Raw genomic sequence first — 21,721 nt, forward strand, 5'->3', positions numbered from 1 at the left:
GTTATTCCTCAGTTACATTTTTGATAATGACGCAGCAACGCTGACCGTCGAGACCGGGTACGGCGTAAGGCTTGACCTGGTAAGGTAGGTTGATGCTCGCCAATTCGGTTTCAGGGTAGCGACCTTTCATGGCAAGCCATATGCCATTGGCGCCAATAAGATGGTAAGTCCATTTCAGCATTTGCGCTAAATCACTGAAAGCCCGACTTGTTACTGTATCAAAACCTTGGGATGGGTGGTAGTTTTCCACGCGTGATTGCACAATTTCAACATTATCTAACGCGAGCACCCGTTTTACCTCTTGTAGGAAGCGAATTTTTTTCCCATTACTGTCGAGTAAAACAATTTGCAATTGAGGATTATAAATTGCGAGGGGAATTCCCGGTAAACCGGCACCGCTACCCACATCAAGGATACGTGTGCCATGAAGCCAGGGTGTTATTGCTAAACTATCTAAAATATGGCGGGTTACCATCGTATCTAAATCACGAATTGCAGTTAAATTATAACTACGATTCCACTTATCGAGCAAAAATAAATAATGTAGCAAACGAGCAGAATCGGCCTCTATTCCAAGTTCGATTAAGCCTTGATTAAGGATCTGGGCTATTTCAGGAGAACTTATCATGCAGGTTCCCTATGTTTTTTTAAATGCACTAAAAGAAGTGATAATGCAGCTGGAGTGACCCCGGAAATACGACCCGCTTGTGCTAATGTGGCAGGCCGTATACGCGTCAATTTTTGTACAACTTCTGTAGAAAGCCCGGAAACTTTGCTGTAATCAAGTGTGGTAGGAAGCTGCGTATTTTCATGTTTACGTAGGCGTTCAATGTCTAACAGTTGTCGATCAATATAGCCTGCGTATTTACTTTGAATCTCCACCTGTTCAGCAATATCATCAGCGAGCGCGGGCAGATTTAGAGTTGCAAGGGCCTGCAGGTCTTTGTAAGTAACTTCAGGACGTTTTAATAATTCAGATGCTCTGCAGTCCTGCTGCAGAGGGTTTTCAATAATGTCACTTAATGCGTCATTATAAGCAACACGAACCAGTGTACCTTTCAAGTGAGCTTGAGCTCTTTCAATGGCTTCTCGCTTTTCACAAAATGCTTTCCAGCGAGCTTCTCCGACTAATCCTAGTTCATGTCCCTTTTCTGTGAGACGCAAATCGGCATTGTCTTCACGTAACAATAGACGATATTCAGCTCTTGAGGTAAACATGCGATAAGGCTCTTGAGTACCACAAGTTATCAAGTCATCAATTAAAACACCTATATAGGCTTCGTCACGACGTGGACACCAAAGCTCCTTGTCTTGAACCTGTAAGGCGGCGTTCATTCCGGCAATTAATCCTTGTGCAGCGGCCTCTTCATAGCCGGTTGTGCCATTAATTTGCCCTGCAAAGAAAAGATTGCTTAGAGGTTTAGTTTGTAAGAAAGATGTTAAGCCTCGTGGATCAAAATAATCATATTCAATAGCATAGCCGGGACGGGTAATATGGGCATTTTCAAAGCCTTTAATGGTACGAACAAATTGTACCTGAACTTCAAAGGGCAGGCTGGTAGAAATACCATTTGGATAAATTTCATCAGTAGTTAAACCTTCCGGTTCAACAAAAATTTGATGAGATAATTTATCGGCAAAACGCACCACTTTATCTTCAATAGAGGGGCAGTAGCGCGGACCAATTCCCTCAATTACTCCAGCATACATTGGGGATTGATGCAGATTGGCTTGAATAATTTCATGCGTAGTATTTGTGGTTTGGGTAATATAACAAGGCACTTGCTGCGGATGTAGCGCTGTAGTTCCTAAATAAGAAAAGATGGGAACTGGCTCATCACCAGGTTGAACAGTCATTTGACTGTAATCAAGGCTGCGTCCATCAATACGAGGTGGAGTGCCTGTTTTTAAGCGGCCAACGGGCAAATCAAGGTCTCTTAAGCGTTTTGCAAGGGCAATCGCTGGCGGATCTCCTGCACGCCCGCCGGCATATTGATTCATGCCAACATGAATTTTACCGCCTAAAAAAGTACCTACGGTAAGTACAACGGCGCGTGCGCGAAAAGTTAATCCCATTTGGGTTACAACGCCTGTGACCCGTGAACCTTCAACTAATAAATCATCAACTGCTTGTTGAAATAAAATTAAATTGGGCTGATTTTGTAATTTCTGGCGAATTGCTTGACGATAGAGCACGCGATCAGCTTGAGCGCGCGTTGCGCGAACTGCTGGACCTTTAGAAGCATTCAGTATGCGAAATTGGATGCCTGCTTCATCAGCTGCCAAAGCCATAGCACCGTCTAAGGCATCAATTTCTTTGACCAAATGTCCTTTGCCAATACCGCCGATTGCAGGATTACAAGACATTTGTCCTAATAGGTCCATATTATGGGTGAGCAATAAAGTTTGAGCACCTAGACGTGCTGCTGCAAGGGCTGCTTCAGTCCCTGCGTGACCGCCACCCACAACGATGACATCATAATGTTTTTCAAGGTTCATGGAGATAGTAGTTGCGCAACAAATCCGCAATTATACACTTTTTTAACAGCATACCCAACCTTTTGATTGAGTAGGCGAGGAGGGAGATAATCAGTTTGATGAATTCATTGGAGATGGCATGTCTCGTGGATTTAATTCCTCATCAGTATTTGATAGTTTTTCATAGCCATTACTAAACAAACCAAAACAAGAAGGTTTTCTTTCCTTTTTAGCCTCTTTTTTCGGTTGAGCAAAAAGCTCAACCAATTCTTTTTCAGTAGCTTCGAAACCTTTGGTTTTGGCTTCAGGGAATTTATCATCAAATCGTTTCTCAAATGCTGCAAATTCTTTATCAAATTCCTTACGGTCAAAGTTCTCTAAATCTTCAATCTTTTCGTGTTTAGGTTCGAATTGATTGATAATAATATGAGAAATCAAGGCAATGGCTAAGCCTGCAGCCATAACTCCTAGCCCTATGCCTAAAGGCATGAAAACTAAGGAGGCAAAAACAATGGCCGGAATAAACGCATCAATAAAGATAGAGCGAACGAGCTTAATTGCTTGAAACCTTACCATCTCTTCTTGGTATTTGGATTCTGCCATCAACCCCTTAGATTGGAGATAGAGTTGTTTTTTTACATTTACATCGTCAGTATCTGTAAAGAGCTTCATGAGCTCTTGGCATTCTTCGCGAGCTTCTTTAATAGATGCTTTTGTTTTATCAATTTCTAATCCACCATTTACTGCAGCATAGAGAATGGTTAAGGTGAAGCATAAAGCAGCTCCGGCTACTCCTATCGCTATGACTAGTGCGGGCGCCAAGGCTGCTGGCGGAAAGAAAAAGCAACAAAATAAACTAAAGGCCAGCAAAAGACCTGCAGCATAGGCGACATTAGAAACCAAGCCGTATTTTTTATATTTCCATTCCATCTCACTTTGTTTTATTAATTTTTTCAAATGCTTAAGCTCGAGATCAATCTGTTCTTTTTCTTTCTGATAAACAAGCAACTCTCCAAGTAACTGTTTAACTTTTTGATTATTCTCAAAGTCTTCAATTTCTGTTTTAAGTACTTCAAGTGCTCGCTGATGACCTAAGATAAGGCCTTCCATTAGAGCCGCTTTTTTCTTAAATTCTGTTTGCTTCTTAGTAAAGGCCTCCATTTCTTTATTATGCTTAGTACTTTCTTCCACCAAGCCCCAAATAGTTAGAGCTAAATCCATTAATAAAAGACCTGCAGTAACAATATTGCCGGCATAACCTAACGCACCAGGACCTTTGAGCCAGAAAAAGCAAACCATATTGGCTGTGGCCCAAATGGAATCATTTAGTAATGCAAATTTGCGTTGAGCCCATTGTGTCTTAAATCGTTCCCAGGCAGGAATTTTGGCTTCCTCTTTGCTCATCCAGGGGCCAGCAATGGTATGCTTTAACAACAAACCTAAATTGATACCAAAGCGAGTGTAGTATAATAACCAACTCATATAGCCCGTGACTGGAGATGGCGTACTTAAATGCTTTTGCGCTTGTTCAATTTGATCGGTAGGCAAAGTTTTATGAAATGCCAGTAACTCAAGAACAGAAGCAAGCATACCTCCACCCCAAACCCAGTATAGACGACGGCCATTAACCGCTGACATCCATTCTATAGCGAGTGTGGTTTTCTTCCCCTCTGTCGCACCACTTAATTCAGACTCTTTCATACTGGCAAATTCTAAAATCTTCGTGGTAAGCCAGGGCGCTAAGATTGTCAAACCCAGATATTTCAAATGCTTTTCTGATGCAGCTAAAGCTTTTTGTAGTTGTTTCTCTTTCTTTTTTTCAGGGTCAAGCTTTTCTTCTGATTCCAACGAGGTATTCTTTTCGGCTACAGGAGGCTCATTGAGTTCAAAATTAAGTTCTTCCAAGCGTTTGAGGCATGTATTAATACCAGCAAGCGAATTACCTAAATTTTTTGTTCTAGCTTCGGCCTCATCAATTTGATATTGCGCAGCGAATAAATAAGTCGTAAATAGGAGTTGCTTTTTCATCTGAGCTTTTTGTGAGTCAGATAGGTATTCGAATACGGCAGGATTAAGTTGGGTTAATTGAGCGCTATGATAGCTTAATAAACTGGCAATTTCATTGCGTTGAGCAGAAAGAGCAGTAATGTCATCAAGTGATTTGGCTTCATTAGTACCCCGTGTAGCAAGATAAAGTGTATCTGCAAACCCTAGTAATGTAGATGTATGATTCACTGAATCTTTGCTGCTGGCCATGATATCACCTCATTAATGAAGTCCTGGTGACTATAAAAAACATAAATGCTCAATCTGTTCTTTTTTATAACATAGCACGGAATCACGCAACAAGCCTGGGCTGACTAAATTTACACAATTGAAAACTAATTTACTGAAAATAAGCTTTTGAATTCTCAGAAAATGCATTTTAACTTGAGATGCTAGAAAAACATTGTAATTTGTGCTTTTAAAAATAACCGTTACACTAGCAATTTTTCTATGAGATTTGCTATGAAAAAAGCAGTGGTGTTGCTCTCAGGAGGATTGGATTCTGCAACCTGTTTGGCGATTGCTAAAGCCGAAGGATTTACCTGCTATACCCTAAGTTTTATGTACGGGCAACGTCATACTGCTGAGTTAGCTGCGGCTAGTCGAGTTGCTACTCATCTACAAGCAGCCGAACATCGTATTATCAATCTTGATATTGGCCAGTTTGGTGGTTCAGCTTTGACAGATAAGGCTATTGCTGTTCCTGAATATACTGGATCAAAAGCCATTCCAATAACTTATGTGCCTGCACGGAATACTATTTTTCTTGCGATGGCGTTAGCATTTGCTGAAACGCTAGAGGCTCATGATATTTTTATTGGTGCTAGCTCGATTGATTATTCTGGTTATCCTGATTGCCGTCCTGAATTTATGACTGCATTTGAGAAGGTCGCGAATTTGGCAACGAAAGCAGGAGTTGCTGGAGATGAATTTAAGATCCATGCCCCTTTACAATATTTGACGAAAGCAGAAACGATCTTAAAAGGGAGCAGTTTAGGGGTGGATTATTCCTTGACAGTGTCTTGCTATCAGGCTACTGAGACTGGCAAAGCTTGCGGCTATTGCGACAGTTGCACTTTTCGTAAACAAGGCTTTAAAACGGCTAATTTACCTGATCCAACTCCATATAAGTAATTCAAAAAAATAACTTTACAAAAATGTTACAACATATTGAGCATTTTCGTTTCACTTTTACAAAATAGCTTGATATGATTCGCAGCGATTTTAACCAATGGAGTAAAAAAACTATGTGGCGTTTTATTCGTAGACACTGGGCTGCATCATTAGCAGTACTTTTAGCGGTTTTAACTGCTGCTGCGGCTGTTGCTGCTGTTGTTGCGTTCCCTCCCTCAATTCTTGCAATTGCTAATTTCAGCGTCTTCGGTGCTACCCCTTTTGCGTTCTTAAGCACACTGTCATTCCCTGCAGCTGTTGCCAGTATCGGAGCAATGACTTTTGCTGCAAGCTTGACTGCTAGTACTCTGTTTAATGCAGTTGTTTCTATATACAACTTCATGAACACTTTAATTCAACCTAAATCTTTCACATACGAGTTTCAACTTAAATCTAATGTTGAAGATGATGAGGAAGATCTGGATGAAAGTCCTTCACTCATGAGCAAACTATTAGGTTGCTGCAAGAAAAAGCCAGAGGAACCTAAGCCTCCGGTTAACGAAGAGCCTAACCAATTTAAAGACAATCTCTTCCCAGAACAGAAGCCTACGAAGCCTGCTGAAGAGATGCCTTCTGAAAATAAGAAAGAAGAAGGTTCTGACCTAGGTGCTTCTTCTGTTGTATTGAACTAAATAGTAGTCAGTACACCAAAAAAACGCGGCTTAAGCCGCGTTTTTTTATTCCACCTCAGCTAATTAGCACTCTATTCAGATCAACAGTACAATCCATAATAAAATATATAATAAGGTAAAATGCAGCATTCTCGCTGTGGATGCGTTATAATTCGCCATTTATTTCTATGGGCACATCTTTATGACAACTGTTCGCAAAATGCTGGTAACGAGTGCGCTGCCTTATGCTAATGGTCATTTGCATTTGGGACATTTAGTAGAACATATTCAAACTGATATCTGGGTTCGTACACATAAAATGTTAGGTCATCAATGCATTAGTGTCTGTGGAGATGATGCCCATGGTACTCCAATTATGCTCAAAGCAGAGCAATTGGGAATTACTCCCGAACAATTGACAGCAGAGATGCAACAAAGCCATGAACAAGATTTTAAAGCTTTCGCTATTGCTTATGATTGTTATCACACAACTCATTCATCGGAAAATCAGGTTTTGGCTGCCGTAATCTATGAGCGACTGCAAGCTTCTGGTGACATTGTCAAGAAAACCATTCGTCAAGCCTTCGATCCAATTAAGCAAATGTTTTTGCCAGATCGCTATGTGAAGGGTACCTGCCCTAAATGCGGTGCGGTAGACCAATACGGCGATAACTGTGAATCTTGTGGTGCGACCTATGCTCCTACTGATCTCATTGATGCGGTCTCAGCAATTTCTGGAGCCAAACCTATAGAAAAGGATTCCGAACATTATTTTTTTGATTTACCTCGTTATGAAACATTACTTAAAGAGTGGACACGTAATGGGCATTTGCAAACGGAAGTAGCTAACAAACTGGATGAATGGTTTGCTGCTGGTCTCAAACAATGGGATATTTCTCGTGACGCACCTTATTTTGGTTTTAAAATTCCAGGAACGACTGATAAATATTTTTATGTATGGTTAGATGCCCCCATCGGTTATATGGCCAGTTTTAAAAAATATTGCGATGAGCAAGGCATTTCCTTTGATGAGTTTTGGAATAAAAACTCATCAGCTGAATTGTATCATTTCGTGGGCAAAGACATTGTTTACTTCCATGCTTTATTTTGGCCGGCCATTTTAGCTGGCAGTGGCCATCGATTGCCTACTGCAGTTTACACGCATGGTTTTTTGACCATTGACGGTCAAAAAATGTCTAAATCACGAGGTACTTTTATCGAAGCACGTACCTACCGTGCGCATTTGAATCCGGAATATTTACGCTATTATTTTGCTGCTAAATTAAATGGTCGTGTTGACGATCTAGATTTAAATTTTGATGATTTTATTAATCGTGTTAATGCTGATCTCGTTGGTAAAATAGTCAATATAGCTAGCCGTTGTGCTGGCTTTATTAATAAGCGTTTTGATAATCAATTAAGCCATGAGTTAAGTGAGCCAACCCTCTACAATTCATTGTTGGCTCAGCGCGATGAAATTGTTGAGGCGTTTGTGCAACGAGACTATGCACGTGCAATTCGCCAAATTATGGAATGTGCTGATCGAGTTAATCAATATATCGATGCAAACAAACCTTGGGTACTTGCGAAAGAAGCCGAGCGGTTACCTGAAGTGCAAGCAATTTGTACGGTGGGCTTAAATTTATTTCGTCTACTCATGACTTATTTAAAACCAGTATTACCCACCATGGCCAGTGCAGCAGAGTCATTTTTAAATTGTGAGCCATTCAGCTGGGAAAATATGGAGAAACCCCTAGTGAATCATCGGATTAATTTGTTTAGTCCTTTGATGGTTCGTGTGGAAAGAGAAAAAATTGATGCGATGCTTGTGCAAACGAAGGGGTCTGTAGTGACTGAAGATAAAAAAACACAGAACGTGGTTTTAGAAAATACCATTAGTATCGAAGATTTTAGTAAAATTGATCTCCGTGTTGCTCGCATTATCGCTGCTGAAGCGGTAGATGGAGCAGATAAGCTATTGCGTTTGCAACTAGATTTAGGTGATGAAGGCAAAAAGCAGGTCTTTGCTGGAATTAAATCAGCTTATGCGCCAGCTGATTTAGTCGGTAGATTGACAGTCATGGTGGCTAATTTAGCGCCTCGCACCATGCGTTTTGGTGTTTCAGAAGGAATGGTATTGGCCGCAGGAGATGGCAAAGGTCTTTTCCTATTGCAACCGGATGCAGGAGCTACACCTGGGATGAAGGTTAAATAATGGTTGCGGTTAAAACCATCGATGCTCTCTTACCTCAAACGCAATGTAGGGAGTGCGGGTATGGAGGCTGTTTGCCTTATGCCGAAGCATTGGCTCAAGGAGCAGCACCTATTAATCTTTGCCCACCAGGTGGTGTTGCCACGGTAAAAGCGCTTGGTGAGTTGCTAGGCATCGATGCCGATGCCTATCTTGCTAAGGCCCAAGCAAATGCTCGTGGACCGTCAGTTGCTGTAATTCGTGAAGCTGAATGCATCGGTTGCACCAAATGCATCCAAGCTTGTCCCGTTGATGCCATTGTTGGTAGCGGAAAATTAATGCACTCAGTGATTGCCCATGAATGTACGGGCTGCGGCCTTTGTATCGAACCGTGCCCAGTTGATTGTATCGACTTGGTCACCTTGGCTGAACCCGCGTACGATAAAGCGCTGGCTCGCCAACGTTTTAATGCAAAGCAGTCGCGCTTGTTACGAGAAGAACAAGAAACGCAACAATCCTATCGTGAGAAGCGCAAATTAGCAGCAAAGACTGATGATGCCATGCATGATCTGAAAGCAAAGCAAGATTATATTTTACAAGCACTCGCCAGGGTTCAAGCGAAAAAAAACAATGGATAAAACAAAGCGACGAATTATTTTTGAGCGTTTTCAAGCGCAAAATCCCCATCCTACTACGGAGTTATGTTACAACTCTGATTTTGAATTATTGATTGCCGTAATACTATCAGCCCATACAACAGACGTTAGTGTAAATAAAGCGACTGCCAGGTTATTCCCAATTGCCAATACACCGCAAGCTATTCTTGACTTAGGTGAAGAAAAACTTAAAGACTACATAAAATCGATAGGGCTTTATAATAATAAAGCAAAAAATATAATTCTCACTTGTAAAATTTTAGTAGAGAAACATCAAGGAAAAGTCCCTGATAATCGTGTTGCTCTTGAGGGGCTGCCTGGTGTGGGGCGAAAAACAGCCAATGTGGTGCTAAATACTGCTTTTGGCCAACCCACCATGGCAGTAGATACTCATATTTTTCGCGTAGCAAATCGCACCGGTCTTGCAAAAGGTAAAACCCCATTAGCCGTTGAGTCTGAACTTCTTAAAAATGTTGATAAAGAGTTTTTACATGATGCCCATCATTGGCTTATCTTACACGGCCGCTATGTTTGTATAGCCCGCAAACCGCGGTGTTCCCGCTGTCTTATTGCCGACCTGTGCGGATTTGAAGATAAGAATTTTAATTCATAAGACTGAGTTGGAGTTCTTTTCATAGAAATGCTTATAGAAATAAATTTTAGGATAAAAAATCGGCTACTCTGGTAATTTTTTAGCATTCCCCCTAGAATGGAATTTCCGACTATTGCAGGAGAGCATATATGGGTTGGTGGGATACGTGGAATACAGTCAAGGACACTGCCAAAGGATGGGGTTCAAGCATTTGGAATAATGCGTCTCTAAGCGGAGCTGCGACTGGGGTAGTTAATTTTTCATATAATACTGTAGGTAGACTTCTTGAACAGATACCAGCAGTTCCTAGGTTAGCGCGTGCGGCTTTTAATCCTAAAGTTACCAAAATAGTTAAAGGGGTAGCACGTATTACAGTCGAAGATGTTCTTCCTTTGGCACTTGTCTCTTATACACATAGCCTTCTTCAGCGACAAGGAGAGGAGTATCTGGACAGTTATCCGCCAGAGGCAAGAGTAGCCACCGATACTGCCTTGCAGATCGGTTTATGGTTGTTATGGGGAGCTCATTGGGCTTATTCAACTCGTAAAAAGGCCCAGATTGCTGTACGCACGGCGGTTTTAACGCTTGAAGCAGGAAGTTCATTTAATAGCATCAAAGAAAATCCACCTATGGATTTATGTGTACGTAAGAAGTGTACTACTTTGCGTTTCTTAAAAGGTTCATTCCGTGACATCCTAGAATATTGGGCAACAAAAGCAGCGATTTCTTTCATTGGCTATGTGCCTGTTGTAGGTGGCGGGATGGCTGCGGCTTTTAATATCTATCATGATGGTCGATATGTAATAACGCTGGTTTTACCAGAGCTATGTGGGCCTGATCAAGAACGATACCTGCGTGAATATCCTGAATTGGCTTTGGCCCATGGCGTTACCCATTATGTTTTAACCAAATTTGTTACCTCCATGATCGAGCATTACTCTGGCATTCCAGCAATTTTTTATGAGTCTACGGTACAACAGTTTCTATTAATAACTCAGATAGGTATTGCTTCACAAATTACATTGCCGCCTGCCGTTGCGGAACCACAAAGGAATATACCTGATCCGATTGCCCTTTATGAAAGCGGTGTGGGCTTTGTTATCGATACATTTGCCCTGGGATTGAAAAAGAAACTTCCCGAGATGCTCCAGAAACAAACAATGCCCCTTGTTCCTTGGGAAAAAATACCCGATTATGCCAACGTACTATGGTCAAATAAAGTCTCAGAAAATTTAATAAAACCTGTTCTAATTCCCCGCATGCTAAGAAATGAAGTCGCTTTTGCAAATGACCCCGTAATTCCCTGGGACGCATTGCGTGCTAGGATTATTTCTGCCATAGCAAATATTGAAGATGTGAAAGCACATCCTTTGACAAAATTGGCAATGCTGTCTCCCAGCACAACGGCTGAAGTTGCTCGACCAATTTTTGGAACACCAAAATTCGTAGTGGAGTTGTTATTAAAATTAATGAAGAATGAAGAGTTTATGCGCCAGTTAGGTGTATTTGGACACCATATTGGCGGGTTGCATCGAGGTGCTCCTCCTGCACTACCCTCAAATAAAGACGCATTTCTTCTTCGAGGACAAGAAAAAGAACCGGTGGTGGTTACCACAACTTTCTTGGTGTCGCAGGGCGAGAGATTACTTGATCCGCGCAGTGTGATTGCGCCGGTAAAATCTTCAGGCCCAAAAATTGTTGAAATTACAGAAGAGGAGGAGAAAGCCGAGGAGAGCACTAGCACTCGCAGCTCTAAATCAGAAGTAAAATTAGATCCAAGTTTTGTTATTAAAAAAGGGAAAAGGGATCAGGATAAAAAACAGGAGAGCACTGAAGGGCTAGGACATTCCATAGGCTTTTTTCTTGACCCGCAAATGGTTATTCGTCAAAGACAGGTCTCAAGTTCACACCTAGAGGTCTCGTCGTTAACTAATAATTAAACGTATGAAAGTATACCCCCTATCTAAGTCAGGGGGTAACTAACAGTAGTAGAGGTTTAGTGTAAAGAGAAACTCAAGTTACTTATCACTGGGTTCGGTAAACAAAGCTCTATTTTTATGTCGAATTTTACGTTATCAAGAGTGCCAGATAATTAAACGCTATTGACAAAATTTGCAAAAAGAAAGTCAATAATGGTATATTACTGCACATTTTTGAGGCAAGCCCAATATGGTGAGTCCGCGTTGTAATGTGAGTATTGTCCCATATGACTACTTTTTCACCTATGTCCAAGCCCCGTGCACGAAGCTATTTATTGCTTACGATGAGCATGATGACCTGCCTGGTTTTGCTAATCAATGTCTCATTTAAAATTATTCAATTGCAGGGATTGATGTTTACTGCAAGCAGTGTTGTTTGTCCACTGGTTGCCATTATCTATCTCATTGTTTTAAAGGACTGCACCATTATTCAGCAGCGCCATGTGTTGAATCAATCCTTGTTGGCGCTTTATTTATTTTCTGTAGGAATTTATTTATTAGTTAATTTACCTGCTGCTGAATACATGCATGATAATCCTGCTTATCAAATAGTTTTTGAAGATATCCCCAGGAAATTTTTTGCATCCACGCTAGCGTTTGGTTTGGGTTTTTACATCCCCCATTTGTTGTGCTGTGCTAAGCGAAAAGAGGTGCTTCTATCCCCGAAGAAAAGACTGTTATTAGCGCTTTTTGGTGGTTTTTTCTTCTTTACCCTCGACTTTTTTTTACTGTTTTCCGAACCACATGCACATAGTTTTAATCGTATTTATTTAGACTCTTTAATGGTTGCGGCTGGTATTTTGTTTACGGCGGGAGTTATCTACCTTTGTTGTTTATTATTTACCAGACATATTAATTGGGCTTATAGCAAATCTTTACCCGATTATCTGTCCAGTGCCTTGTATCATTATTTGGTAGGGTTTGCCGTCATTATTATGCTGATTTGCCTTGCATGTGAATATCGCTTAGTTTCTTTTTCCAATGGTGGAACTTTGGCTGCAAGCGGACTTTTGTTTCCGTTAACCATAATGGTTAGTAATTTAATTGGTGAACTATATGGTTATAAGGCCAATTTGCGATTGACAGTGGTTTTAATCCTAACCGAATTGGTTTTTGATTTATTATTGATGGGCGCTGTGGCTCTTCCTTCACCAGAGTTTTTTAATCTCAACCCTTTTTATTCATTTATAGTGCCACGGCGCATACCAGCTTCTACCTTAGCCTTAGTGGTAACTTTTGTTAGCAATGCTATGTTGTTGGAGCACTTGAAAAAAACTAATCTTGGCTGCAGTCGTAGTTGGCGAATTTTGATTGCCAATTTTGTGGCAACCTCCTTACTTTGTCTTGTTAATTACAGCTTATTGTTCGGTGGTATTTATCCATACGAGCAAATTTTCAATTTAACAATCAATGGATGGGTCTTTAAGCTAGGTGCAACCTTGTTAGGACTCCCTATTGTTCTGTGGCTGTATAACTTGTTTTATAAACAGGCGCAATGCCAATTTTCTCAAATCAAACGGCTATCCCATTAAAGAAAACCCGCGGTTGCTGCTGCCCGCGGAATCTCTGTTGCTGTATGAACTATAAAGAATCTTTTTTAACAGGCCTCTTCCAGCCAACAATCGTTTTTTGTTTGCTTTCCGTTAAAGTTAACTCTCCGGGGGGAACATTTTTGCGAATGGTGCTACCTGCACCTACTGTAGCATAAGCACCTACGGTAACCGGGGCGACTAATTGCGTGTCTGAGCCGATAAAAGCACCCTCTTCAATAATTGTCTTATGCTTATTGGCACCATCATAGTTACAAGTAATGGTCCCAGCGCCAATATTGACGTCTTTACCGATATCGACATCTCCTAGATAACTCAGGTGACTTGCTTTACTGCCCTCAGCAAATACAGCATTTTTTGTTTCAACGAAATTACCAATTTTGCAATCATTTGCAAGCTTAGTTCCAGGTCTTAAGCGGGCGAAGGGGCCCACATGACAATCATTGCCAATTGCGCAATTCTCAAGGACTGAGTTTGCTAAGATTTCACAGTGGCTTCCAACACGGACATTGTGTAACACACAATTAGGTCCTATGCGAGAACCGGTGCCTAATACAACATCTCCGCTGAATACGTTATTTACATCAATAAATACATCTTCACCGCAGCTAAGTTCACCTCGCACATCCAGACGATTAATATCGGCGATGGATACGCCAGACAATAAAAGTTGTTTGGCAAAATTTTGCTGCCAGACACGTTCGAGTTGATGTAGCTGCATGCGATCGTTAACCCCTTGAATCTCGATACTATTAGGAGCTTGCATGGAAGCGATAGGTAGATTTTCTGCAACGGCAAGAGAAATGATCTCAGTGAGGTAGTATTCGCCTTGTGCATTGTGATTCCCTAAAGCGGGTAACCAACGTGCTAAATCGCCTGCTTGAGCACAACAAATGCCACTATAAATTTCTTGAATCTGTTTTTGCTCAGCTGTGGCATCTCGTTCTTCAACAATGGCACGGATTTCTCCTTCATTGTTGCGGACAATCCTGCCAAGACCTGTGGGGTTGTCGACCATTGCGAGCAATAAACTTAAGGAGGCTTGTTTTCCTGAACTTAACTGGCTGCAATTAATAAGCGCCCTTAGTGTTTGTGCTTGAATGAGAGGAACATCAGCTGATAAAACGAGCACTCGGGAGCTAGTGGGAATATGGGGGAGGGCTTGCATTACGGCATGTCCTGTTCCTAATTGCTTTTCTTGCAACACCCAATTGACAGCTAAATTAGGAAGGGTTTCTCTAATTTTCTGGCCGCCATTGCCATAAATGACATGGATAGCATCAGGATTTAACTGTTGCGCAGTTTCTACTACTCGGGTCAGCATGGGTTTGCCAGCCAGTTGATGGAGAACTTTGGGCGTTTGCGAAAGCATACGTTTGCCTTGTCCCGCCGCTAAAATGACGATTTGTAGAGACATAAATTTTTCTTATTTCCTTGTTAATACAGCATTTTTGCAAAAAGAGTCGTCTAATTAAACAGTCTGCATTTATGTTGCGAAGATTTGAATTAGTGGATATGATAAAAAAATTATGAGCAAAGGAGTAGTGCCATGACCATTTTTCTTGATATTGCGAAACCATACATGATCGAAATGATTAAAGAAATTAGGGATAAATCGGTAAGTGCCGATAAAAGTACAACCAATGCCCTTCTCGGTTGGATAAGTTTGGGGCGTGACGAAGAGCTGTCCAAAGCCAAGCGCGATCTAGCGGATAGATTATTGATAGATCTAGATTCATTAAAAGATCAAAAAGATGATGCGGCGACTTATGAGTCATTAAAAAAGCTGGTAAATGACTGTAAAGTAGCCGCTGCTAAAAAAAGCAAAGAAAAAAACTATGATGAAGGCAAATTTGGTCCGAGAATGCTAAGAGCCCTTCAACTATTAGATAACCTTTTCAATAAAATTAAAGAAGCAAAATTGCTTGATATTTCTCATGATGAAGAGCCGTTAAATCTTTTCCGTTATTATGCTGCTTGTTATTATGCGCAAAAAATTAATGATGCTCACCGTATCAGCGGGATTTCCAAATTAGCACAAAATCCTAAATTAACCACGTTTTCACAATTGTCTGAAAGCAAGGAACAAGCGATTATTAAAACATTAGCGGAATGTGAATTGGATTTAGGTACTTTAGATACCCAACATGTCGATTATGAAGAAACTAAAAAGAAGCGTGTTTTAGAATGGTTAGACAAGTTGGAGCGTGCTAATAAAAAACTTTGTGAAGAACACGGCTCAACAGTTTCAATTCCAATAACCTTTGCCTTATTCTCCACGATTAATATCGCGTTACCCACTTTACAACCTGATAGTGGCTTTTTGGAAGAATGTATTCAGAAAGCCAAAAAGAGTATTGATCCCGAGTACACAAGTGCACTGGTACTTTCATAGTTTAAGCCTGCAACTCTCCACATAAATTGGTTTCCAACAAGCGCTTCACTTGTTGGATTTCCAAATTCTTACTAAATAAATAGAGTAATTTACAATGTGCGGCTTCTGGAGTCATATCGCGGCCGCTGATGAGTCCAGCTTGTTTTAACGTATAACCGGTTGCATATTGATTCATTTCTACATGCCCTTGTTGGCATTGGGTACAATTGACAATTACAACACCTCGTGCACAAGCATCTTTTAAGCTTTGCAGGAAATGAGGGTCATTATTTTGTGCATTCCCAGCACCGTAAGTTTCTAATACCAAACCTTTTAGTGGGTGTTGCAAAATATAATCAAGTACTTTCGTTGCAAATCCTGGAAATAAGCGGAAGTTGGCAATAAATTGCGGGCTTAGAGTTTGTAGGTGAAAGGGCTTGGTAGGTGTTGGCAACATTAATTCGCGTTTGAGTTCGATGCTAATTCCGATATTAGCTAAATGAGGGTAATTAGGGGATTCAAAGGCATTGAAGCGTTGGGCACTGACTTTTTGTGTACGATTTCCACGTAATAATTGCTGATTAAAATAAACACAGACCTCATTAATGGGTTGATGTGCGCAAAGCCAAAGGGAGGTAATCACATTATCCAAAGCATCATTACGTACTTCTGACAATGGTATCTGCGAGCCCGTCACAATGACTGGTTTTGCTAAGTTTTCCAGCATGAAAGAGAGTGCTGAGGCTGTATAAGCCATGGTATCAGTGCCATGGAAAATCACAAAACCATCAAAATTGTTGTATTCATTCGCGATGTCTGTCGCAATCCGATTCCAATCAGTCAAAGTCATATTAGATGAATCTAATAAGGGCTCGTATTCCTTGATTGTATAATTGGGCATCCGAGGATCGCTTAAAGCAGGAATTTTTGCCAAAGCAGTCCCTACATACCCCAGAGCTGGTTCATAGCCGTGAGTTGTTTTAAGACTACTAATTGTGCCACCGGTGTTAAGAATTAAAATATGCTTTTTCATAAAAAAATTAATCAATGATTGCGCAAATAAAAAAGAGTATACCGTTCTCAGCTAAACTGTGGAATCAAGTAATGAACCTTTGCAAAAAATAATAAGCGCCTTGACAAGGTTAATATCGCACTGTAGAAATTAAATTCAGGAAGGATTTAAGGAGTAAATATGGGCAAGAAGGAATTAAAGGCATTACAGGAAGAGGTTGATAAAGTATCCGTTCAAATGCAAAAACGAGTAGCCTATTATTCTCAGGCAACGATAGACGTTAGGCAAAAATTCACTACTTATTTTTTTAATGCCAAGTTAACTGACTCGCTCATAGAACGACCTGACAAAGGGCAAGAAATTTTTGATTTCGATGAAATATCCGAGTCATTAAAAGCTTGTTTGGTTGATGAGCAGACATTGGTTAGCAAGGCAGAAGCAATCAAAGTCAAAAGCCAAATAATGCCTAGTTTGGTAGATGCCTTGGATGCCAATATTTTGGGTAGTCAATTACCCTTTATCCGTCATGGTAGTGGCTATATTTTTTCTCAGGAAAACCCGTATACGCCAAAAGGACAAACTTATATGCGGCAATTTGCCCATGCGTTAAGCATTTATAGGGTGTGCCTCGGTATCTGTGAATCCTATTATTTGATTACAAATGATGTTTGTTTAAATGTACAAACACACCAGGAAGCAATTTTTGCAGCAGAAAATTTGACGGTACAATTGACTAAACCCGAAGATTCAACACCGCTCATTGATTTATGGCGCAACGGCAAAGCAATCAAACGTACGCTTAATGACTTAACAGCAAATATTGATACGTTTACTCCCCAATTTGAGGAAAAAATTGCTTATCAGACTTCCAGGCTTACGCAATTATTTGAGGATGGAGCAGCGTTGTTGCAAGAAGGTTGCAAACAATTTCCAAACACGTCCCTGTTAACATTTATTTTCTTCGATCAATGGCGGGCAATGCTAAAAGATTTGGCAAATCATTTTTACTTGGGCAAATACAGTTCGTCTTTTCAGGGGATATTGACTGTCAATTCTGAGTGTAGTGAATTAAAGAGAGAGCTCTCTGAGTTTCATGCCATGACAACTGATCGCCTGCCCCTCCTTAAAACAGAATTATTAGCAAAAGGCTATAAAGTAATTAATGAATGTCTAAGCTGTTTAAGAATGGAGGCCAGTCGTAAAAAAATCTCGCTTACTGAAGCACCGGAAAGAGGTATGTTCGCGCTAAAAAATACTTATTATTGGGGAATGTTGGCGCTCTTGGGGTCAAAAGCCAGTACACCGAGTGATAATCTGCAATTTGAAGGAAAGGAATTTACAAATTAAAGTATAGATTTAATTGCCAAGCTCTTGCAGTTTATGGAAAAATCAAGGTATTAAAAGTTTAGCTTAAGCAGTGTACTATGGTTATTGATCGCGCCGGATACCGTTTAAATGTCGGTATTATTCTGGTGAACGGGTCGGGTCGAGTTTTTTGGGGTAGACGCCAAGGGCATGATGCTTGGCAATTTCCTCAAGGTGGTCTTGCTACAGGCGAAACAGCACTGGAAGCGATGTTTCGTGAGCTGCGGGAAGAAGTTGGTTTGGATAGAGAGGATATTGAAGTTCTGGGTTCAACCAAACGTTGGCTGAAATATCGCTTACCTAAACAATACCTTCGTCACGGCAGCGAGCCTTTGGTTATCGGCCAGAAACAAAAATGGTATTTGTTAAAATTAGTCACCTCAGAACAAAAGATTCGTTTGGATTTAAGTGATTCACCTGAGTTTGATAGTTGGCGTTGGATTGATTACCACGAACCACAAGAACAGGTTATTTTTTTTAAAAGACAAGTTTATTCTCAGGCCATGAAAGAATTAGAGCACCTGTTAAAAAGGCGGCGCACCCCTTTTGGTGCCCGTCGTAAGCGAGGTAATCATAGTCGATAAATGTTAAAAATATTAAAGCGAATTGTACAAGATGTAACTACGGCAAATCACTTAAATGAGGCATTGGCAATTTTGGTGCAGCGAGTGCGCAAAGCTGTTGATGCTGAATCAGTTTCCGTTTATCTCATCGATAACAAACACGCTGAATATGTCCTGATAGCTACCGATGGCCTCAATAAGCAAGCTGAATTTAGAGTTCGCGTAGGTCTTGATCATGGCATAATTGGTTTAATAGGTCGCCGTGAGGAACCTATTAATATTGAAGATGCACCCTCGCATCCTGATTTTTATGAAAATCCCTTGTTGGGTGAAGAGCACTTAAAGGGCTTCTTGGGTGTGCCTATTATTCAACACCGTAAACTCTATGGTGTTCTTACCGCACAACGTGCTGAAGAAAGTTGTTTTGACGATGCGGAAGAGGCATTCTTAATCACTTTGGCAGCGCAGTTAGGCGGCATTATTGCTCACGCAGAAGCGACTGGGGAACTAGGTCTACTTACTCAACCAAAGCCTTTAGGCGCAAATAAGTTAGAAGTGACTTCAACGGCTCTTACAGGCGTTGGTAGTGTTCCAGGTGTTGGTATAGGTACGGCCGTTGTTATTTATCCTCCTGCGGATATTGATTCCGTTCCAAGACATACGGTGGAAGATATCGAAAAAGAAATTGCTATCTTCTTAGAAGCCTTGCAAGCTGCGCGCGAAGATATGCAGCGCCTAAGCCGACGGATGAAATCGACAGTCGCTGAAGATGAGCATGCCTTATTTGACGTTTATCTACGTATTCTTGATAAGGACAGTTTGGGTGCTGAAGTAGAGGCAGTCATTCGTGAGGAAAAACTGAGTGCTCAAGCTGCCTTATCAACAGTCATTAAAAAACACGTTCAGCAATTTGAGAGTGTCGAAGATGATTATCTGCGTGAGCGTGCGAGTGATTTTCGTGATCTAGGGCGTAGAGTTTTAGCTGAGTTACAACTGTCACAGCGTGAAGAGATTATTTACCCGCGACGCACCATTCTCATTGGTGAGGAAATCACAGCTTCAGCGTTAGCAGAAGTTCCTGAGGGACATTTAGCAGCGGTTGTTTCGGCAAAGGGCGCTAATAATTCTCATGTGGCTATCTTGGCCCGAGCCTTGGGCGTACCCACAGTAATGGGAGTTCGAGGCCTTAAAGTTGAACATCTCACACGTCGGGCAGTGATCGTTGATGGTTATTACGGCCATGTCTATATTTCCCCCTCAAGAACGGTACTTGCTGAATTCAAAAAGTTAGCCCAAGAAGAAGATGAACTTAATCAAAGCTTGGTAAGTTTACGAGATAAGCCCGCAGAAACTCTTGATAATTATCGCGTATCTTTACAAGTCAACACAGGCCTTGCTATGGATGCAGGCTTGTCGTTAAGTGTGGGGGCAGAAGGGGTTGGACTTTATCGTTCGGAAGTCCCGTTTATGAGCCGCGATCGTTTTCCTTCAGAGGATGAGCAATACATTATTTATCGCCAGATCCTGAAAGCTTTCGCACCGCGCTTTGTGACCATGCGCACTTTGGATATTGGTGGCGATAAAATATTGCCCTATTTTCCTGTGGAAGAAGATAATCCTTATTTGGGTTGGCGAGGAATACGCGTAACACTTGATCACCCAGAGGTGTTCTTAATGCAAGTGCGTGCCATGATGCGTGCAAGTGAAGAGTTGAATAATTTACGCATTATGCTGCCTATGGTCACTACTTTAAGCGAAGTGGAAGAAGCAGCTTTCTTGCTTGAGCAAGCATTTAAAGAATTACTGGAAGAGGGTTGCTTGATTGAGAAGCCAAGACTAGGCGTTATGATAGAGGTTCCTGCCGCTGTGTATCTTGCTCGTGAGTTAGCGAGGCGCGTCGATTTTATTTCAGTCGGCAGCAATGATCTAACGCAATATTTATTGGCAGTAGATCGTAATAATGCACGGGTAGCTGGTCTTTATGATGCATTTCACCCCGCTATGCTAAGAACTTTAATGAAAGTTGTAGAAGGTGGTCATGCTGCAGGTGTTGAAGTGAGTATCTGTGGTGAGATGGCAAGTGATCCTCTTGCGGTGATACTTCTTCTAGCTATGGGGTTTGATACCTTAAGTATGAACTCCACAAGCTTACCACGCGTTAAATGGGTAATTCGAAATATTTCTCTGGCAAATGCACGTAAAGTTTTGGCAGATGTTTTAGAACTGGAGCATCCTGCTGAAATCAGAGTGTATTTGCAAAAAGCCTTGGAAGAAGAGGGATTGGGTGGTTTAATCAGAGCAGGAAAATCGTGATTTTATCGGCTCTGGCGCTAAGTGGTGGCATCTATGCTTTGGCCGGAACTTTTGCCGGTTTAATATCTGGAATTCTAGGGATTGGTGGCGGTATCATTGTTGTCCCTTCTTTGCTATTTATTTTTTATAGAAACCCTGCTTTTCCGCCAGAGTTAATTATGCATATGGCAGCAGGAACATCCCTGGCTGTCATGGTTTTTACAACGCAATCCTCTTTACGAGCCCATGCTAAAGCTAATGGTATCTTATGGGATGTCTATAAGCGATTGTGCCCAGGGATTGTGCTTGGGACGATTGGGGGTGCTTTATTAGCCAATCAACTACCAACCAACTGGCTCAAAATATTATTAGGACTATTTTTGCTAGGGATAGCAATCAAAATGTTACTCAATATTCATGTTACACCCGCGCAAAAATCACCAAAATTATGGAGTACCAGAGCCATTAGTTTTTTAATTGGTTTGAATTCTGGTTTATTAGGCATTGGCGGTGGAACTTTAATTATCCCCTATCTTAGTTATTGCGGCTTGGAGTTACGTAAAATTATTCCTCTTTCAACCTTGTGTACCATGACTGTAGCACTATTAGGTGCACTGACTTTTATAATTGCTGGTAGTCAAGAGAGTCAGTTGCCTGTTTATAGTACGGGTTATGTTTACTGGCCTGCAGTAATTTGTTTAGCTGTCTTAAGCAGTGTTTTTGCCCCTGTAGGAGCAAGGATGACTTATATTGTCCCAGTTAAACAATTGAAGTATGGCTTTATTATTATTTTATTTTTGTCGGCAATCAATTTACTCATTTAAAATTAGCTTGAGGTT

At 41.1% G+C, this 21,721-nt stretch carries 17 protein-coding genes; 12 read left to right on the top strand and 5 right to left on the bottom strand.

The annotated features are described in order from the left end of the window. Position 1: 1 nt before the first annotated feature. From rsmG to Lbru_RS00800, 3 genes are all read right to left on the bottom strand, one after another. Positions 2-628 (bottom strand): 16S rRNA (guanine(527)-N(7))-methyltransferase RsmG, encoded by a 627-nt coding sequence (gene rsmG, locus Lbru_RS00790; protein ID WP_058440275.1) that lies wholly within the window; start codon positions 626-628, stop codon positions 2-4. Beyond that, the gene (mnmG, locus tag Lbru_RS00795; RefSeq protein ID WP_058440276.1) at positions 625-2,499 is read right to left on the bottom strand and encodes a tRNA uridine-5-carboxymethylaminomethyl(34) synthesis enzyme MnmG; all 1,875 of its coding nucleotides are present in this window, start codon (positions 2,497-2,499) and stop codon (positions 625-627) included. The genes rsmG and mnmG overlap by 4 nt, the downstream gene beginning before the upstream one ends. 90 nt (positions 2,500-2,589) lie before the next feature. Continuing rightward, positions 2,590-4,734: a DUF2207 domain-containing protein gene (locus Lbru_RS00800; RefSeq protein ID WP_058440277.1), complete on the bottom strand. Its 2,145-nt coding sequence runs from the start codon at positions 4,732-4,734 to the stop codon at positions 2,590-2,592. A gap of 252 nt (positions 4,735-4,986) precedes the next feature. Between Lbru_RS00800 and queC the strand changes: the two genes are divergently transcribed. From queC to Lbru_RS00835, 7 genes are all read left to right on the top strand, one after another. Continuing rightward, entirely contained in the window at positions 4,987-5,658 is a 672-nt protein-coding gene (gene queC / locus Lbru_RS00805; RefSeq protein ID WP_058440278.1) for a 7-cyano-7-deazaguanine synthase QueC, read from the top strand. A 74-nt stretch (positions 5,659-5,732) separates the two neighbouring features. Then, positions 5,733-6,329 (top strand): hypothetical protein, encoded by a 597-nt coding sequence (locus tag Lbru_RS00810; protein WP_162262375.1) that lies wholly within the window; start codon positions 5,733-5,735, stop codon positions 6,327-6,329. Positions 6,330-6,510: 181 nt separating this feature from the next. Beyond that, positions 6,511-8,523, top strand: coding sequence for a methionine--tRNA ligase (metG, locus tag Lbru_RS00815; protein ID WP_058440280.1), 2,013 nt, complete (start codon positions 6,511-6,513; stop codon positions 8,521-8,523). Further along, entirely contained in the window at positions 8,523-9,137 is a 615-nt protein-coding gene (locus Lbru_RS00820; RefSeq protein WP_058440281.1) for an RnfABCDGE type electron transport complex subunit B, read from the top strand. Before metG ends, Lbru_RS00820 begins: the two co-directional genes overlap by 1 nt. Then, positions 9,130-9,768: an endonuclease III gene (gene nth / locus Lbru_RS00825; protein WP_058440282.1), complete on the top strand. Its 639-nt coding sequence runs from the start codon at positions 9,130-9,132 to the stop codon at positions 9,766-9,768. The genes Lbru_RS00820 and nth overlap by 8 nt, the downstream gene beginning before the upstream one ends. Positions 9,769-9,896: 128 nt before the next feature. Further along, positions 9,897-11,687 carry a hypothetical protein gene (locus Lbru_RS00830; RefSeq protein ID WP_058440283.1) on the top strand — a complete coding sequence of 597 codons (1,791 nt, stop codon included), beginning with the start codon at positions 9,897-9,899 and terminating at the stop codon, positions 11,685-11,687. Positions 11,688-11,953: 266 nt separating this feature from the next. Continuing rightward, positions 11,954-13,258 carry a VUT family protein gene (locus Lbru_RS00835; RefSeq protein ID WP_238583796.1) on the top strand — a complete coding sequence of 435 codons (1,305 nt, stop codon included), beginning with the start codon at positions 11,954-11,956 and terminating at the stop codon, positions 13,256-13,258. Between the two features lie 49 nt (positions 13,259-13,307). On the opposite strand, the gene glmU is transcribed toward Lbru_RS00835, so the two are convergent. Further along, positions 13,308-14,693: a bifunctional UDP-N-acetylglucosamine diphosphorylase/glucosamine-1-phosphate N-acetyltransferase GlmU gene (gene glmU / locus Lbru_RS00840; RefSeq protein WP_058440284.1), complete on the bottom strand. Its 1,386-nt coding sequence runs from the start codon at positions 14,691-14,693 to the stop codon at positions 13,308-13,310. Positions 14,694-14,825: 132 nt separating this feature from the next. Between glmU and Lbru_RS00845 the strand changes: the two genes are divergently transcribed. Further along, positions 14,826-15,671, top strand: a complete 846-nt coding sequence (locus Lbru_RS00845; RefSeq protein WP_058440285.1) for a hypothetical protein — start codon at positions 14,826-14,828, stop codon at positions 15,669-15,671. A gap of 1 nt (position 15,672) precedes the next feature. Here the strand turns inward: Lbru_RS00845 and ansA are convergent, their stop codons facing one another. Beyond that, complete coding sequence (gene ansA / locus Lbru_RS00850; protein WP_058440286.1) at positions 15,673-16,683, bottom strand: asparaginase; 1,011 nt, start codon at positions 16,681-16,683, stop codon at positions 15,673-15,675. Between the two features lie 159 nt (positions 16,684-16,842). Here ansA and Lbru_RS00855 point away from each other — a divergent pair, with 159 nt between their 5' ends. The 4 genes from Lbru_RS00855 (at position 16,843) to Lbru_RS00870 (ending at position 21,706) form a co-directional block, all read left to right on the top strand. Continuing rightward, complete coding sequence (locus Lbru_RS00855) at positions 16,843-18,009, top strand: hypothetical protein (RefSeq protein WP_058440287.1); 1,167 nt, start codon at positions 16,843-16,845, stop codon at positions 18,007-18,009. A gap of 77 nt (positions 18,010-18,086) precedes the next feature. After that, entirely contained in the window at positions 18,087-18,611 is a 525-nt protein-coding gene (locus Lbru_RS00860) for an RNA pyrophosphohydrolase (RefSeq protein ID WP_058440288.1), read from the top strand. Further along, on the top strand, positions 18,612-20,903 hold the full coding sequence (gene ptsP / locus Lbru_RS00865; protein WP_058440289.1) for a phosphoenolpyruvate--protein phosphotransferase: 2,292 nt from the start codon (positions 18,612-18,614) through the stop codon (positions 20,901-20,903). It begins immediately after the preceding gene. Then, positions 20,900-21,706: a sulfite exporter TauE/SafE family protein gene (locus tag Lbru_RS00870; RefSeq protein WP_058440290.1), complete on the top strand. Its 807-nt coding sequence runs from the start codon at positions 20,900-20,902 to the stop codon at positions 21,704-21,706. Before ptsP ends, Lbru_RS00870 begins: the two co-directional genes overlap by 4 nt. Positions 21,707-21,721: the final 15 nt, after the last annotated feature.

Origin of the sequence: Legionella brunensis (assembly GCF_001467025.1) — a bacterium.
Lineage (GTDB): Bacteria > Pseudomonadota > Gammaproteobacteria > Legionellales > Legionellaceae > Tatlockia > Tatlockia brunensis.

Coding starts and splice junctions, on each gene's coding strand:
- ansA (WP_058440286.1), bottom strand. CDS start 16,683: ATGAAAAAGCATATTTTAATTCTTAACACCGGTGGCACAATTAGTAGT.
- Lbru_RS00820 (WP_058440281.1), top strand. CDS start 8,523: ATGGTTGCGGTTAAAACCATCGATGCTCTCTTACCTCAAACGCAATGT.
- metG (WP_058440280.1), top strand. CDS start 6,511: ATGACAACTGTTCGCAAAATGCTGGTAACGAGTGCGCTGCCTTATGCT.
- mnmG (WP_058440276.1), bottom strand. CDS start 2,499: ATGAACCTTGAAAAACATTATGATGTCATCGTTGTGGGTGGCGGTCAC.
- ptsP (WP_058440289.1), top strand. CDS start 18,612: ATGTTAAAAATATTAAAGCGAATTGTACAAGATGTAACTACGGCAAAT.
- glmU (WP_058440284.1), bottom strand. CDS start 14,693: ATGTCTCTACAAATCGTCATTTTAGCGGCGGGACAAGGCAAACGTATG.
- Lbru_RS00845 (WP_058440285.1), top strand. CDS start 14,826: ATGACCATTTTTCTTGATATTGCGAAACCATACATGATCGAAATGATT.
- rsmG (WP_058440275.1), bottom strand. CDS start 628: ATGATAAGTTCTCCTGAAATAGCCCAGATCCTTAATCAAGGCTTAATC.
- Lbru_RS00810 (WP_162262375.1), top strand. CDS start 5,733: ATGATTCGCAGCGATTTTAACCAATGGAGTAAAAAAACTATGTGGCGT.
- Lbru_RS00835 (WP_238583796.1), top strand. CDS start 11,954: ATGACTACTTTTTCACCTATGTCCAAGCCCCGTGCACGAAGCTATTTA.
- nth (WP_058440282.1), top strand. CDS start 9,130: ATGGATAAAACAAAGCGACGAATTATTTTTGAGCGTTTTCAAGCGCAA.
- Lbru_RS00800 (WP_058440277.1), bottom strand. CDS start 4,734: ATGGCCAGCAGCAAAGATTCAGTGAATCATACATCTACATTACTAGGG.
- Lbru_RS00860 (WP_058440288.1), top strand. CDS start 18,087: ATGGTTATTGATCGCGCCGGATACCGTTTAAATGTCGGTATTATTCTG.
- queC (WP_058440278.1), top strand. CDS start 4,987: ATGAAAAAAGCAGTGGTGTTGCTCTCAGGAGGATTGGATTCTGCAACC.
- Lbru_RS00830 (WP_058440283.1), top strand. CDS start 9,897: ATGGGTTGGTGGGATACGTGGAATACAGTCAAGGACACTGCCAAAGGA.
- Lbru_RS00855 (WP_058440287.1), top strand. CDS start 16,843: ATGGGCAAGAAGGAATTAAAGGCATTACAGGAAGAGGTTGATAAAGTA.